The 15,380-nt window shown below is 73.7% G+C and carries 12 protein-coding genes; 1 reads left to right on the top strand and 11 read right to left on the bottom strand.

The annotated features are described in order from the left end of the window. Positions 1 to 44: 44 nt before the first annotated feature. From ACFW6B_RS29905 to ACFW6B_RS29915, 3 genes are all read right to left on the bottom strand, one after another. On the bottom strand, positions 45 to 1,004 hold the full coding sequence (locus tag ACFW6B_RS29905; protein ID WP_386600773.1) for a phosphotransferase family protein: 960 nt from the start codon (positions 1,002 to 1,004) through the stop codon (positions 45 to 47). 602 nt (positions 1,005 to 1,606) lie between these two features. Next, positions 1,607 to 1,813: a hypothetical protein gene (locus ACFW6B_RS29910; RefSeq protein ID WP_386600775.1), complete on the bottom strand. Its 207-nt coding sequence runs from the start codon at positions 1,811 to 1,813 to the stop codon at positions 1,607 to 1,609. Between the two features lie 241 nt (positions 1,814 to 2,054). Beyond that, on the bottom strand, positions 2,055 to 2,288 hold the full coding sequence (locus ACFW6B_RS29915) for a hypothetical protein (protein WP_386600777.1): 234 nt from the start codon (positions 2,286 to 2,288) through the stop codon (positions 2,055 to 2,057). 196 nt (positions 2,289 to 2,484) lie between these two features. Here ACFW6B_RS29915 and ACFW6B_RS29920 point away from each other — a divergent pair, with 196 nt between their 5' ends. Beyond that, on the top strand, positions 2,485 to 3,810 hold the full coding sequence (locus ACFW6B_RS29920) for a serine/threonine-protein kinase (RefSeq protein WP_386600898.1): 1,326 nt from the start codon (positions 2,485 to 2,487) through the stop codon (positions 3,808 to 3,810). Between the two features lie 41 nt (positions 3,811 to 3,851). Here the strand turns inward: ACFW6B_RS29920 and ACFW6B_RS29925 are convergent, their stop codons facing one another. From ACFW6B_RS29925 to ACFW6B_RS29960, 8 genes are all read right to left on the bottom strand, one after another. Beyond that, positions 3,852 to 4,670 carry a TrmH family RNA methyltransferase gene (locus ACFW6B_RS29925; RefSeq protein WP_386600778.1) on the bottom strand — a complete coding sequence of 273 codons (819 nt, stop codon included), beginning with the start codon at positions 4,668 to 4,670 and terminating at the stop codon, positions 3,852 to 3,854. Between the two features lie 64 nt (positions 4,671 to 4,734). Further along, complete coding sequence (gene cobA / locus ACFW6B_RS29930; RefSeq protein ID WP_386600779.1) at positions 4,735 to 5,967, bottom strand: uroporphyrinogen-III C-methyltransferase; 1,233 nt, start codon at positions 5,965 to 5,967, stop codon at positions 4,735 to 4,737. Positions 5,968 to 6,116: 149 nt separating this feature from the next. Beyond that, the gene (gene cobT, locus ACFW6B_RS29935; RefSeq protein WP_386600781.1) at positions 6,117 to 9,857 is read right to left on the bottom strand and encodes a nicotinate-nucleotide--dimethylbenzimidazole phosphoribosyltransferase; all 3,741 of its coding nucleotides are present in this window, start codon (positions 9,855 to 9,857) and stop codon (positions 6,117 to 6,119) included. Positions 9,858 to 10,203: 346 nt separating this feature from the next. Next, positions 10,204 to 11,415, bottom strand: coding sequence for a precorrin-6y C5,15-methyltransferase (decarboxylating) subunit CbiE (gene cbiE / locus ACFW6B_RS29940; RefSeq protein WP_386600783.1), 1,212 nt, complete (start codon positions 11,413 to 11,415; stop codon positions 10,204 to 10,206). A gap of 311 nt (positions 11,416 to 11,726) precedes the next feature. Beyond that, positions 11,727 to 12,365 carry a GNAT family N-acetyltransferase gene (locus ACFW6B_RS29945; protein ID WP_386600785.1) on the bottom strand — a complete coding sequence of 213 codons (639 nt, stop codon included), beginning with the start codon at positions 12,363 to 12,365 and terminating at the stop codon, positions 11,727 to 11,729. Between the two features lie 175 nt (positions 12,366 to 12,540). After that, entirely contained in the window at positions 12,541 to 13,374 is an 834-nt protein-coding gene (locus tag ACFW6B_RS29950; protein WP_386600787.1) for a MetQ/NlpA family ABC transporter substrate-binding protein, read from the bottom strand. A gap of 123 nt (positions 13,375 to 13,497) precedes the next feature. Further along, a complete protein-coding gene (locus ACFW6B_RS29955; protein ID WP_386600789.1) occupies positions 13,498 to 14,235 on the bottom strand; it encodes a methionine ABC transporter permease in 738 nt (245 codons plus the stop codon). Then, positions 14,232 to 15,266 (bottom strand): methionine ABC transporter ATP-binding protein, encoded by a 1,035-nt coding sequence (locus ACFW6B_RS29960; protein ID WP_386600791.1) that lies wholly within the window; start codon positions 15,264 to 15,266, stop codon positions 14,232 to 14,234. Before ACFW6B_RS29960 ends, ACFW6B_RS29955 begins: the two co-directional genes overlap by 4 nt. Positions 15,267 to 15,380 lie beyond the last annotated feature (114 nt).

The following is a 15,380-nucleotide window of genomic DNA, read 5'->3' on the forward strand; positions in this document are numbered from 1 at the left end:
GCTTCCGCCAGGACGGACACCGCCCGCCCTCGGTCGGTTGCAGCCTACGTCGCGAAACCCCGGGTCAACTCGGGCGGGACGGTACTCATTCGGTCACAGGCGTCGACCACGGCTCGCTGCACCTCGTCCAACGGCTGCTCCGCGGCGACGGACTTGGCGATCGCCAGGGCCGCGGTCTGCACGGTGAGGGCGCGGGCCGCGACGTCCAGGGCGGGCCAGGGATCGCCGTCGGCGGGGACCGCGGGGCCGCCCGCCTCCCGGTAGGCGGTCAGGAAGCGGAGCCATTCGTCGGGCGGCAGCAGCCCGCAGGCGTACCAGGCGGCGGGACGGGCCAGGTCCCAGGCGGGATCGCCGACGCCCAGGTCGTCGACGTCTATGAGGAGCCAGGGACCGTCCGGCGCGGGGTGGCGTACGAGCTGGCCGAGGTGCAGGTCACCGTGGCACAGGACCGTGGCGTCCGGCACCGGGGCCTCGGCCCGCGCCCAGGCGGGCAGGGCGGCCCAGGCCCGCAGGACCGGAGCGGCGGCCGGGTGCGGGCCGGCCGCGCGCATCCGGGCGATCGCGCGGGCGGCCTTGACGGGTCCCCGCATCGGCGGCAGCCCCTCCGGAACGGGAGCCCGGTGCAGCCGGGCCAGCAGGGTCGCGGCCGCTTCCCAGGGGGCCGCGTCGGGTGCGTCGGGGTCGACGGGGGCGCCGTACGGCCAGAGGGTCACCCGGCGGCCGAGGAGGCCGGCGGGGACCGGGTCCGACGGGGGCAGGAGGATGCCGGGGAGGCGCGTGGCGGCGGAGACCCGCAGGGCGAGCGCGCCGGGTTCCGTGTCGGGGGCGTGGGCCTTGGCGACGACGCCGCCGTGGCGGACCACCGTGCCGTCGTCGCGGTCCGCGAGGAGGATGTCCTCGGCACCGCAGGCGCAGGCTCCGCGGGGGCGGGGCACGGCCGCCGCCGGGTGAGCCGCGCCGCGCGCCGCGGCGGCGAGCGCTGACAGCAGACTGGGGACGGTCACGGATCTCCCTGGGCCGGACGACGGGCCTGTACGGCATCGGCCGCCGGGCACCTGCCGGTGAGGGTACGCACCCGAAGCGGACCTCCAGCGCCGGCCCCCTCGATGCCCCGGCCCGCCCGGGAACCCCGACGCACCGGCACCCGATCCCCGGGCACCCGGCACCCGGCACCCGGCGGGCTTACCGCCGCACCCCGAGGCTCCGGTACTCCGGCAGCCCTCCGCCCTCGCCGAACCGTGCGGCCGGTCTCGTGGTGGACCGTGCGGAGCCCTGCGCCGCCGACGTGGCGCGGTTCTTCCGGGGTGCGCCCGAACCCGTACGCCCGGCGTCTCCGCCACCGGCGCGGACCGGCACCGGGTCACGGGGCCCGTCCGCCCCGGCCCCGCCGCCCGGCCCGAGCACCCGGCGCCGAGCACCGCCGGCGAGTGCGGGCAGCGGGCAGCAGACGGCGGGCGGCGGGCGGCGGGCGGCGGGCACAAAGAGATGCCCGCGCAGCTCCCCAGCTGCGCGGGCATCTTCCTGCCGTCCGCCGCACCCCCGTCCCCACGGGGTTTCATGGCCGGATGTCCCCGCCCGGACCGCTCTTCCGGGCCTGGGGCGCCGCTCAGCGCCCCAGCATCACGCCCACGGACGACGCCTGTGTGACCACCGCGTCCCAGCCGCCGAAGGCGACCACGAGCAGGGCCGCCAGGGGGAGGACCATCGCTGTCGCCACCAAGGGGTGGCGCTGACCCTGGCGGGTGCCGAACGCGGCGGTGTACACCTTGCGTCCCTGCGTACGGAGCTCTGTCCGCGGTGCCGTGTGGGCCATGGTCCCTCTCCTGACCGAGATTCCGTCGTGTCTGGCAGCGGCGGGTGTCTGACCTCGGGGGACGAGTGCTGCACCCGCCGCTTGACCTCAAATCTAGGCGTGTGACGACGACGGGTCGTCATGCCCTCGTACCGATTGCCGGGCCTCCCGGAGGATGAGCCGTGACCTGCTGAGTACTACCGTGGGTGGAGACGTGGGCCCGGGTCTCAGGGTCTTCCCGGAGGGGTCGCCCGATGTGCCCCTACTGTTCCGGGCCGTCCTCCCGGGGAACCGGCTGCTCGACCAGCGCCAGCACCCGAGTCGCCATGAAGCGGGCGGTCCGTACCACTGTTCCGTTTCGAGTGACTTCGCTCACTTCCACCACACCTCGGCGCACCGCCGTCTCCACCCGGCGACCCGCCCTGCTCGCCACCACCTCGTACGTGCGCGTCGTGTCCCCCGCGTCCACGACTATCTCCACCCGATCACCCTTCATGAGCTCAATCCCCCTTCGACGATGGACGGTTGGGATCAAGAACAGGCCAAAGGGGCTCTGCTTCAAAGCTCCCTGACCACCTCTCAAGTTTCCCACCCGGCACTGACAATCGATCAAAACGAGAGGGCGCGGCCTCTGCGCGCACCCGGCCGCGGAAACGTAAGCTGTGGCTCGTCAAACGGACCGGGCAGCGGGGATGGACATGGCGATGATGCGCCTGAGGCGCGAGGACCCGCGTGTCGTCGGCTCGTTCAGGCTTCACCGACGGCTCGGCGCGGGAGGCATGGGTGTCGTCTACCTGGGCTCCGACCGACGGGGCCAGCGGGTGGCGCTGAAGGTGATCCGGCCCGATCTGGCGGAGGATCAGGAGTTCCGCTCCCGGTTCGCGCGCGAGGTGTCGGCGGCACGGAGGATCAGGGGCGGCTGCACGGCGCGGCTCGTCGCCGCCGACCTGGAGGCGGACCGTCCGTGGTTCGCCACCCAGTACGTGCCCGGCCCCTCCCTGCACGACAAGGTCGCCGAGGAGGGGCCGCTGTCGGCCGCCGACGTGGCCGCCGTCGGCGCCGCCCTCTCCGAGGGACTGGTCGCGGTGCACGAGGCCGGGGTGGTCCACCGCGACCTCAAGCCGTCCAACATCCTGCTGTCCCCGAAGGGACCGCGGATCATCGACTTCGGCATCGCGTGGGCGACCGGGGCCAGCACGCTCACCCACGTCGGCACGGCGGTCGGCTCCCCGGGCTTCCTGGCGCCGGAGCAGGTGCGCGGCATCGCCGTCACCCCGGCCACGGACGTGTTCGCGCTCGGGGCCACCCTCGCGTACGCGGCGACCCAGGACTCGCCCTTCGGGCAGGGCAGTTCCGAGGTGATGCTCTACCGGGTGGTGCACGAGGAGCCGCATCTGCACGGGGTCCCGGACGCGCTCGCGCCGCTGGTCCGGGCCTGTCTGGCGAAGGATCCCGAGGAGCGGCCCAGCACCCTCCAACTGTCCCTGCGGCTCAAGGAGATCGCGGCCCGCGAGGCCCAGGGCATGGTGGACGCGCGACCGCCCGCGCCGCGCTCGGCCCCGGACCGGCCGACGGGACGCCTGGCCGAGCAGTACGCCGAGCAGCGCACCCAGCGGCGGCCGGGGACCACTCCCCCGCCGCGCACCGGCGGGACCAACGGCGGATCGCGGTCGGGATCGCGTCCGGCACCCGCCCGCAACACCGGCCGCACCGGGAACAGGCCCGCCCCCCGCAGCGGTACCGGGCGGTCCGGCCCGCGCGCCACCGGGACCGGCCGGCGGCCCGCCAATCCGCGGCTGCTGCGCCAGCGGCTCTTCGTGTTCGTGGTGGTGACGCTGCTGGTCGCGCTCGGTATCGCGGCGGCCCAGGGCTGCCAGGGGCCGTCGCGCGGACTCGACGACGGTCCGCGCGTCGGCGTGCAACGGGAGCAGTCGGCGTCCGGGCCCCTGCCCGCGGGCGGCGCGATCGCCGGTGCGCACCGGAGCGCGCACCACCGAGGCGGCGAGGACAGGCCCTAGGGCGTGTCCGACGGCTCCCGTCGTCGCCCGGAGGGCGGCCCTCAGCTCGTGGGACGGCCCGTCGCCACCGCGTAGAAGGCGACCGCGGCCGCCGCGCCGACGTTCAGGGAGTCGACGCCGTGGGCCATCGGGATGCGGACCCATTCGTCGGCCGCCATCAGCGCCCGGGTGGACAGCCCGTCGCCCTCCGCGCCGAGCATCAGCGCGACCCGCTCCATCGTGTGCGGGGCGACCTCGTCGAGGGACCTCGCCTTCTCGTCCGGGGTGAGGGCGAGCAGGTTGAACCCGGCTTCGCGCACCGAGTCCAGGCCCTTGGGCCAGGTGTCGAGACGGGCGTACGGGACCGAGAAGACAGCGCCCATCGAGACCTTCACCGAGCGGCGGTAGAGGGGGTCGGCGCAGTCCGGGGAGAGCAGCACCGCGTCCATGCCGAGGGCGGCGGCCGAGCGGAAGATGGCGCCGATGTTGGTGTGGTCGTTGACCGACTCCATGACGACGACCCGGCGCGCGGTGCGCAGCAGTTCCTCCGCCGTCGGCAGCGGCTTGCGCTGCATCGAGGCGAGTGCTCCCCGGTGCACGTGGTAACCGGTGACCTGCTCGGCGAGCTCGGGGCTGACCGCGTAGACGGGTGCCGGGAGTTCGTCGATGACGTCGCGCATGACGTCGACCCACTTGGCGGACAGCAGCATCGAGCGCATCTCGTAGCCGGCGTCCTTGGCCCGTCTGATGACCTTCTCGCCCTCGGCGATGAACAGGCCCTCGGCGGGTTCGCGCTTGCGGCGCAGTTCCACGTCGGTCAGGCCCGTGTAGTCGCGCAGACACGGGTCGTCGGGGTTCTCGACGGTGATGAGATCGGCCACAGGGTGATACTGCCTTGTCCTGGGTGCGGTGCCAACGGCTGGGAACGGGTTGGGTTACCCGGGGTTACTCGGGGAGTCCGGAGCCGACGCCCACGACCTCGCCGATGACGATGACCGCGGGCGGCCGCACGTCCTCGGCGCGGACGGTCTCGGCGACGGTGGCCAGGGTGGCGTCGACGCGGCGCTGCGCCGCGGTCGTGCCCTCCTGGACGAGGGCGACGGGGGTGTCGGCCGGCTTGCCGTGCGCCACGAGCGTGTCGGCGATCTTGCCGATCTTGTCGACGCCCATGAGGACGACGAGGGTGCCGCGCAGCTCGGCGAGGGCGGGCCAGTCGACGAGGGAGCGCTCGTCGTCGGGGGCGACATGACCGCTGACCACGGTGAACTCGTGCGCGACACCCCGGTGGGTGACGGGGATCCCGGCGGCGCCCGGCACCGAGATCGAGCTGGAGATGCCGGGGACGACCGTGCAGGCGATGCCCGCCTCGGCGAGCGCCTGGGCCTCCTCCATCCCGCGGCCGAAGACGAACGGGTCCCCGCCCTTCAGCCGGACGACCGACTTGCCCTGCTTCGCGTGCTCGATGAGCGCGTTGTTGATGGCCTCCTGGGCCATGAACCGGCCGTACGGGATCTTCGCCGCGTCGATCACCTCGACGTGCGGCGGGAGTTCGGCGAGCAGGTCGCGGGGGCCGAGGCGGTCGGCGATGACCACGTCGGCCTCCGCCAGCAGCCGGCGGCCGCGGACCGTGATCAGGTCGGGGTCTCCGGGACCTCCGCCGACCAGGGCGACGCCGGGGGCGCGGGTGCGGTGGTGCGGCGCGACGAGCGTCCCGTCGCGCAGGCCCTCGACCACGGCGTCGCGGATGGCGGCGGTGTGGCGGGGGTCGCGGCCCTTGGCGTCGGTGGTCAGGACGGCGACGGTCACGCCCTCGCTGTGGCCGGTGGCCGGGGTCCACGCGGTCGCCGCGTCGGCGTCGTCCGAGCGGACGCACCAGACGCGGTGGCGCTCGCCCTCGGCCGACGCCTCGGCGTTGGCCGAGGCGTCGCTGGTGGCGATCAGCGCGTACCAGGCGTCGGCGAGGTCGCCCTCCTCGTAGGGGCGCCTCGTCCAGGTGATCTCGCCGGAGTCGGCCATCGCCTCGACGGACGGGGTCGCCTCAGGGGACACGAGGTGGACGTCCGCGCCCGCCGCGACGAGCGCGGGAAGCCGGCGCTGGGCCACCTGGCCACCGCCGAGGACGACGACGCGACGGCCGGCGAGACGGAGGCCCACGGGGTAGGCGGGGTGTTCGGCCATGGAGGTGCGGCTCCTCGTACAGGCGGGCGTTGCGGTGGGCGCTGCGGCTCTGGAGCGGCCCTGACGTGGGGTTCTTCGGTAGGAATCCAGACTACGGCGGGACCGGGCGGGCAGCTCGTACGGCTGCCCGCCCCGCCCGTGCCGCGGGCCTACTTCTCGGTCACCCCGGCCGAGTCGAACGTCGCGACCTCGTGCATCGCCCGGGCCGCGCTCTGCACGACCGGCAGGGCCAGGAGGGCGCCAGTGCCCTCGCCCAGACGCAGGTCGAGGTCGATCAGGGGGCGCAGGCCCAGCTTGTTCAGGGCGGCCACGTGACCGGGCTCGGCGCTGCGGTGGCCCGCGATGCAGGCTGCCAGCACCTCGGGCGCGATCGCGCGGGCCACCAGGGCGGCGGCACCCGCGCTGACCCCGTCCAGGATCACCGGCGTCCGCAGGGACGCGCCGCCGAGGAGGAGGCCGACCATGGCGGCGTGTTCCAGGCCGCCGATCGCCGCGAGGACGCCGATCGGGTCCGCCGGGTCCGGCTGGTGCAGCTCGATGGCGCGCCGGACGACCTCGGTCTTGCGGGCCAGGGTCTCGTCGTTGATCCCCGTGCCCCGGCCCGTCACCTCGGCCGGGTCGGCGCCGGTGAAGACCGAGATCAGGGCCGCCGACGCGGTCGTGTTGGCGATGCCCATCTCACCGGTCAGCAGTGCCTTGTTGCCCGCGGCCACCAGGTCGCGGGCCGTCTCGATGCCCACCTCCAGGGCGGCGACGACCTCTTCCCGGGTCATGGCGGGACCCGTGGTCATGTCGGCGGTGCCGGCGCGGACCTTGCGCGGCAGCAGGCCCGGGGTGGCGGGCAGGTCGGAGGCGACGCCCACGTCGACGACGCAGACCTCGGCACCCACCTGGTTGGCGAACGCGTTGCAGACCGCGCCGCCGCCGAGGAAGTTGGCCACCATCTGGCCGGTGACCTCCTGCGGCCAGGGGGTGACGCCCTGCGCGTGGACACCGTGGTCACCGGCGAAGATCGCGACGGCGGCGGGCTCCGGGATCGGCGGCGGGCACATCCGGGACAGGCCCGACAGCTGCGCGGAGATGATCTCCAGCATGCCGAGGGCCCCGGCGGGCTTGGTCATCCGCTTCTGGCGCTCCCACGCCTCGCCCAGCGCCTTGGCGTCCAGGGGGCGGATGCTGGAGACGGTCTCGGCGAGCAGGTCGTGCGGCTCCTCGCCGGGCAGGGCGCGGCGGCCGTACGTCTCCTCGTGCACGACCCACGACAGGGGGCGGCGCTTGGACCAGCCGGCCTGCATCAGCTCGGGCTCGTCCGGGAACTCGTCGACGTATCCGACGCAGAGGTAGGCGACCGCTTCGAGGTGCTCGGGCAGGCCCAGCGCGCGGACCATCTCGCGCTCGTCGAAGAAGCTGACCCAGCCGACGCCGAGGCCCTCGGCGCGGGCCGCGAGCCACAGGTTCTCGACCGCGAGGGCGGAGGAGTACGGCGCCATCTGCGGCTGGGTGTGCCGGCCCAGGGTGTGCCGGCCGCCCCGGGTCGGGTCGGCGGTGACGAGGATGTTGACCGGGGTGTCGAGGATGGCCTCGACCTTCAGTTCCTTGAACTGCTTGGCGCGGCCCTTGGGAAGCGACTTGGCGTAGGCCTCGCGCTGGCGCTGGGCGAGTTCGTGCATGCTGCGCCGGGTCTCGGCGGAGCGGATGACGACGAAGTCCCAGGGCTGGGAGTGACCGACGGACGGAGCGGTGTGCGCCGCCTCCAGGACGCGCAGCAGCACGTCGTGCGGGATGGGGTCGCTGCGGAAGCCGTTGCGGATGTCACGGCGCTCGCGGATCACGCGCAGGACGGCCTCGCGTTCCGCGTCGTTGTAGGCGGGGGCCGCCGGGCCGGTGGACTCGTGTACCTCTTCCACCACGGCCGTGCTCTCTTCCTGGTCGGCGCCCTGGGTGTGCAGGTCCTCCGCCTGCTGCGCGGCCACGGGTTCCGGCTCCACGGCGAGCGGCTGCGGCGCGGGGGCGGCCTCGGGGCCGGCCTCCGCTTCCCGGGGGGCGGGCACCGACACCTGCGCGACCGGCTCGGCCTGCGCCGCGGGGGTCTCCTCGACCGGGAGGGGCGCCACGGCCTGGGCGGGCTCCTGGGCCGGCGGCTGCTCCTCGGCGGACACCGGGGCCAGGATCATGCCGTGCGGCGGGGTCGGGGCCGAGTGCGCGGGCACCGCGCCGTCCACGAGCACGACCCCGCCGAGGCTCTGGTCGGCCCCGGGCACGAGGGGCGCGCCGGGGACCCCGGCGACGTCCGGGGCGCTCTCGGGCCGCCGGTCGCCGTGGGCCTGGTCGTGCGGGTCGCCGACGGGCTGGTGGGCGGCCTCGGTCAGCGCGGCCACGCCGACCGGTACGGCCTGCGGGACGTCGGTGGTGCCGGGCCCGGACGGGTCGGCGCCGTCGGCGACGGGGCCGTTCCCGGACGGGTCGGCGCCTTCGTCGGTGAAGACCGGCCGGTCGGCGAGCTGCTGGGCCTGGACCGCCTCGGGGGCGAGGTCCTGCCCGTCCGGCGCGGCTTCCGCCGTGCGCGCGGAGAGCGCCGACAGGGCGGAGTCCGGGGTCTCGTAGACGTGCGGGGCCGGGGCGTCGGCGGGCTGCCCGGCGCCGGGCAGGGACGCCTCGTCCGCGGAGGGGGCGGCGCCTTCGGGCATCGGGGCGGCGGGCTCCGCGGACACGGCTTCCTGGACACCGGGTGCGGCCGGGTCGGCTCCCTGGGCGTCCTGGCCGTCGGGCTGTGCCGGGACCTGCGCGGCGGCGGGGTCCTCGGCGGGCGCGACGCCCTCGGCCGGGGCGAGCGGCTGCGCGGGCACGGCCTCGGCGTCCTCGGCGGTCTGCGCCGGTACGGCCTCGGGTGCCTGCGCCTCGTCCGCGGTCTGTACGGCGGCGTCGGCGGTGTCCGCGGTGTCGGCGGGGTCGGCGGGGTCGGCGGCCTGCACGGCGGAGTCGGTGAGGTCCGCGGCCTGTGCCGCGATGTCGGCGGGGTCGGCGTCCAGGACGTCCGGGGCGTCCTGGAACTGCGGGGCGCCGGGAATCTGCTGGTCGGCCGGGCCGTCCGTGCCGGGCACGGCCTCGGGAGCCGGGCCGTCCGCCTGGTCCTGGAGGTCGGCCGGCACCTCGTCGGCCCCCGGCACCGGCGCCTGGGCCGGGTCGTGGGCGACGGGCTCCGCCACGGCGACGGGCGCCTGCTCGGCCTCCGTGGCCTGCGGCGCCTCGGGGCCCGGTGCGGGCTCCGTGCTCACCGGGGAGTCGGCCGGGGCCGCCTCGGGGACGGCCGTCTCCGTGGCCGCGGCCTCGCCGCCCGCCGGCACGGTCGCCCACGGCACCGCGCTCTGCGACAGGGTGTCACCGGCCTGCGGCACGTCCAGGTACTCGGGGCCGACGGTCTGCGGGCCGGCCTGGCTCAGCGGAACGACCGGGGTGGCCATGGGGCTCGGACGGGCGCCCGCGGGTCCGCGGTCGGCCAGCGAGCGCACCGGGCTGGAGGAACCGTCCGGCGTGGGCGGGCCGAGGTGCAGCGGACGGCGCGGCGCCACGGGCTGCTGGACCGGCTGGGGCACGGGCGCCGGACTCGGCGCGCGCACGGCACCGAGGTCGATCGCGCCGGTGTCGCGTCCGTCCGTCTCGTGCGGACCGGGTTCGTCCGTGAAGGGCATCGGGGCCGGCGGCGGCACCTCGTTGCCCCAGGCGCCCTGGGCGCCCGGCGCGCCCGGCAGGAGAAGAAGGTCGTCCTCCTCGACGGGGTTCTCGGAGGAATCGAGGTAGGTGTACGCGCCCGGCGTGGTGACGCCCGGCTGCTCCACCATGCCTGCGTTCTCCGGCAATCCCTCGCCCGGGACCTGGCCGGTGTCGGTCATGCGTACCCCTCGCCCATCGGTTAGTGCTCCAAAGTCCAGCTCGCCCGGAACGGCGCACCGACCGCCCCACAGTGAAGAACGAGCGTGCGTGCCCAGCGGCACGTACGACCGGTCAACAATGACGACAAAGCCATTAACAGGCATTGTCCCGGTCATCCCGCCCTCGCGACAGCGTGATCCGCGAGTGCCCGCTGTGGACTGCGCCACGTTGCGCGTCCCCCCAGGTTCCGCCGTACCACACACGCCTCAAAACGGGCGGGTTTTCCGGACATTGGCCTACGAAAGGCCGAGCTCCGGGAGCGGTACGACGATCGGCCAGCCTACCGCGCGCAGTACGACAACAGGATCACGGGGCGCGATCCGGGAGACGGCCGCAGAGCAGGAAAGCGACGCTCCGCTCCTTCTCCGTCCAGGCCCGGACGTCGAGTTCGACGGACTGGATGAGGGCGCACTCGACGTCGTAACCGTGTTCGGTCAGATCGCGGCCGATGAGTTCGGCGGCGTCACGGGTCGCGGCGTGCGCGACGATGCGCTGGGGACGGCGGTCCGCGACCGCGGAGACGACCGCCGCTCCCCCGCCCCCGACCCGTACGACATCGGGTTCGGGCAGGTCCTCGAGGGCGTGCGGGGCGCTGCCGTGCACGATCTGCATCTGCACCCCGTAACGGCGGGCGGAGTGCTCGGTGCGGGCGCAGGAGCCCGGGCTGCGGTCGACCGCGATGACGGCGGCACCGGTGCGGGCGGCCTCGGTGGCGAAGGCGCCGCTGCCGCAGCCGATGTCCCAGACGAGGTCGCCGACCCGCGGCCCCAGCCGGGCGAGTTGGGCGGCGCGCAGGAGATCCGCCTCGCCCTCGCCGAGCGCGCCGCCGTACGCGCGGGCGGGCAGCGCCCAGCCGCGCGGTCCGCCGGCGGGTTCCCGGCCGGCGATCCAGCCGCCCCCCTCGGCCGCGGCGACGAAACCGCCGATGACGATCACGACGTTCGGGTCGCGCCAGGTGTGGTCGGCCGCCTTGTCGGAGGTGAGGATCGTGACCTGCTCCCGGGCGGTGCCGAGTTCCTCGCAGATGACGAAGGTGCGGTGCACTCCTTCGAGGAGCAGCCCGAGTTCGGCGGGTCCGGCGCCGGGTGAGGTGAGGACGGCGACTTTGGTGTGGGCCCGGCATACATTCACCGCGCGTCGCAGGGTGCGGCTGTGTGCGACGACTACTTGTGCGTCGTCCCAGGGCATTCCGGCGCGGGCGAAGGCGGCGGCCACGGAGGAGACGGCGGGCACGACCTCGACCTCCAGGCCGAACTCGGGTGCGCGCAGGGTCCGTACGAGGCCGAAGAATCCGGGGTCCCCGTCGGCGAGGACGACGGCGGTGCCCCGGTGGGTCGCGATGCGGCGGGCGGCGAGGCCGATGCTGCCCAGCCGGACGCGTTCGGCGCTCTCGGGCACTTCGGGGAGGTCGAGGTGGTGGGCCGCGCCGGCCACCAGCGTGGCGGCGCCGAGAGCGGAGCGCGCCGCGACGGTCAGCGGCGAGCCGTCCCACCCGATCACCGTGACCCGGTCGGCCATCGTCGTCAGTCTCCAGAAGGTCTTCGCAGGTCTCAGGTGCAGCCCGAGGGGGCTTGGTGAGGGTACCCCGGTGCGGCCCGGCGGGAGCGTGGCGGGCGGCGTGGCGCGGGGAGCGGGCCCGCGACGGCCGCGGCGGGCCCGGACACGGACCGGGACACGGACCGGGACACGGGCCCTGGCACGAGGCAGGACGACGGATCCGGATCCACCGGGCCGTGTCCGCCAGGCCGGCTCCGCGAGGCCGCCCCCGCGAGACCGGGATCACAGGACCGGGATCCCGGGACGGGGCCGCCGCCCGGCCGCCCGGTCCCTCAGTTCCAGTCGTTGAAGGAGGCGAAGCCGCCCGTGTCGCCGAGGTGCCCGTCCATGCCGTCGAGGTCCTCGGGCAGCAGGCTCCAGACGATGAAGTCCGTGCGCAGGTCCACCCAGGTGCCTTCCTCGGTCCGGGTACGCGCTATGCAGGCGTTGCGCAGCACGCCCTCGCTGATGCAGCCGATCTTCTGGGCCACCTGCTGCGAGGCGGTGTTGCCCGCGGCCGTCCGCAGTTCCACCCGCTCGAACTTCTGCTCGCGGAAGAGCCACCGGGCGGTGGCGAGCGCGGCCTCGGACGCGTAGCCCTCGCCGCGCGCCCAGGGGGCGATGATGTAGGACAGCTCGGTGGACCGGACCCGCCAGTTGGTCTTGCCGAGCTGGATGACGCCGACCAGGCGCTGGGTGAGGAACTCGGTGACGGCGAGGTCGAGTCCGCGCCCCCGAGCGCGTTCCGTGGGGGCGTAGTCGTCGATCCAGTCGCGGGCACCGTCCTCGGTGAACGGCTGCGGGATGGACGTCCAGGCCGCCACCATCTCGTCGTTCATCATCTCGGTCAGCGCGGACACGTCGTCCTCGTCGAGCGCACGCAGGACCAACCGCTCCGTGCTGATGGAGATGTCGGGGAAGGTGCTCGTCATGCGACGCTCCGTAACCGTCGGGGCCTTCGGACCTGATGTGCCGTCGGGTCCGCTGAACTGCCCAGCATGCAGTATGAAACCACTGAACCGCACAACGGGGTCCACTCCGGGTGATGGAGTGGACCCCGTGCGGTGACGAGTCGGGCCGTGGGCCGCAAATCGGCCCGTCGCGCCCCTACTTGAACGACGGAATGACGGAACCCGCGTACTTGTCCTCGATGAACTTCTTGACCTCGGGCGAGGTGAGGAGCTTGGCGAGCTTCTTCACGCGCGGGTCGTTCTCGTTGCCCTTCTTGACCGCGAGGAAGTTGCCGTACGGGTTGTTCGTCGCCGACTCCAGCACCAGGGCGTCCTTGGCGGGCTCGAGGTCGGAGGATATGGCGTAGTTGCCGTTGATCACCGCGGCGTCCACGTCGTCCAGGGAGCGCGGGGTCTGAGCCGCCTCGACCTCCTTGAACTTGAGGTTCTTGGGGTTCTTGGCGATGTCCTGCGGGGTCGCCTCGTTGCCGGTGCCGTCCTTGAGGGTGATGAGCCCGTCGGACGCGAGCAGCTTCAGGGCACGCGCCTCGTTCACGGCGTCGTTCGGCACCGCGACGGTCGCGCCGTCCTTCAGGGCGTCGGCGCTCTTCACCTTGTGGGAGTAGAGGCCGAGCGGCTCCAGGTGCACCGTGACGACGGGCACGATGTGGGTGCCGCGCTTCTTGTTGAAGTCGTCCAGGTACGGCTGGTTCTGGAAGTAGTTGGCGTCGACCGAGCCGTCCTCGGTGGCCGTGTTCGGGACGATGTAGTCCTGGAACTCCTTGACCTCCAGGTCCAGGCCCGCCTTCTTCGCGAGGTTCTTCTCGATGAAGTTCAGGATCTCGGCGTGGGGAACCGGGCTGGCGGCGACGACGAGCGGGCCGCTGGTGTCGGAGGCGGTGGAGCCCTTGTCCGATCCGCAGGCGGTCAGGCCCAGGGTGAGGGCTCCGGCGGCGAGGACGGCGGTGGTGATCTTGGCGGTGTTACGCACGAAAAGTGCCTTTCCTGTGGGGTTGAGCGACCCCGTCATGGGGTGGACGGGGAAATCTGCGGGTGGGGCCGGGACCTCGCGGGTCCGCGGCGGGGCCGGGGACCGCGCGGGTCCGCGGGTCGTTCAGGCGGCCTCGCCGACGTCCGTGGCGGCGGGCCGGCCGGCCTTCAGCAGGCGCAGCCTGGGGGCGGGGCCGGAGTGGCCGCTCCGGCGGTCCAGGGTGCGGGCCGCGTGGTCGCCGGCGAACTGGATGGCCGAGATGACCACGGCGAGGATGGCGACGATGATCCACATCAGCTCGGTCTCGAAGCGCTGGTAGCCGTAGCGGATGGCGAGGTCGCCGAGGCCGCCGGCGCCGACGGTGCCGGCCATCGCGGAGTAGCCGATGAGGGCCACGACCGTGGTGGTCGCCGAGGAGATCAGCGACGGCAGCGACTCGGGGACGAGGACCTTGCGGACGACGGTCCAGGTGTTGCCGCCCATCGCCTGCACGGCCTCGACGAGCCCGCCGTCCACTTCGCGGACGGCCGTCTCGACCAGACGCGCGAAGAACGGGATCGCGCCGATGGCGAGCGGCACGATGGCGGCGTCGCGGCCGATGGTCGTACCGGTGACCCACCGCGTGAAGGTCATCAGGGCGACCATCAGGATGATGAACGGCATCGAGCGGGCGATGTTCACGACCTGCCCGACGACCTTGTTGGCGACGACGTTCTGCAGCAGGCCGCCGCGGTCCGTCAGCACCAGCAGGACGCCGAGCGGCAGACCGCCGACGATCGCGATGAGGGTGGACCAGCCGACCATGTAGAGCGTGTTCCAACACTCCTCGGACAGCAACGGCTGCATCTCGGACCAGCTCACTTGGCACCTTCCTTGACCAGCTCGGGCTGCTGCCCCTGGATGTCGATCTGCAGGCCCTGTTCGCGCAGGAATCCGATCGGCACGACGTTCTCCTCGTAGCGGCCGGGCAGTTCGATGCGCATCCGGCCGACCTGCCGGCCACCGACGGTGTCCATCGCGGCGCCGAGGATCGAGATGTCGATGTTGTAGGTGCGCGAGAGCTGCGAGATGACCGGCTGGGTGGCCGACTCGCCGTGGAAGGTGACGTCGAGGACGGTGCGGTCGTCGCCGGAGGCGGTTCCGCTGACCGGGAAGAGCGCGGAGGCCAGTTCGGAGCCGGGCGTCGCGAGGAGTTCGCTGACGGTGCCGGACTCGACGATGCGGCCCTTCTCCATCAGCGCGGCCGAGTCGCAGACCGTCTTGACGACGTCCATCTCGTGGGTGATGAGCAGGACCGTCAGACCGAGCTGCCGGTTCAGGTCGCGCAGGAGCTGGAGGATGGAGCGGGTGGTCTCCGGGTCGAGGGCGCTGGTCGCCTCGTCGGAGAGCAGCACCTTCGGGTCGCCGGCCAGCGCGCGGGCGATGCCGACACGCTGCTTCTGGCCTCCGGAGAGCTGGGCCGGGTAGGACCCGGCCTTGTCGGACAGGCCGACCAGGTCGAGGAGCTGGAGGGCCTTGTGGCCGCGCTCCCTGCGGGAGAGGCCGAGGATGTCGAGCGGCAGCTCGACGTTCTCCTGGACGGTCCGCGAGGACAGCAGGTTGAAGTGCTGGAAGACCATGCCGATCCGGCTGCGCGCCCGGCGGAGTTCCCGGCCGGCGCGGGGGCCGCTCCCGGCGAGGGCGGTGAGGTCCTGGCCGTCGACGGTGACCGTGCCGGAGCTGGGGCGCTCCAGGAGGTTGACGCAGCGGATGAGCGAGGACTTGCCGGCACCGGACTGGCCGATGACGCCGTACACCTCGCCTTCGCGTACGTGCAGATCGACGCCGTCGAGGGCGGTCACTTCACGGCCGCGCGAGCGGTAGACCTTGGTGAGGCCCGTTGTCGTGATCACTGGGGTATTCCGTCACTGTCGAGTGCGGGGCACGGGTGAGCGCCCGGCACGGGTGCATGCGGTCGGAACGCGGCACGGTTCTCGCGATGGCGATGGAACCGGAAGGGAGAACGT

The organism is Streptomyces sp. NPDC058751, from assembly GCF_042746485.1.
Lineage (GTDB): Bacteria > Actinomycetota > Actinomycetes > Streptomycetales > Streptomycetaceae > Streptomyces.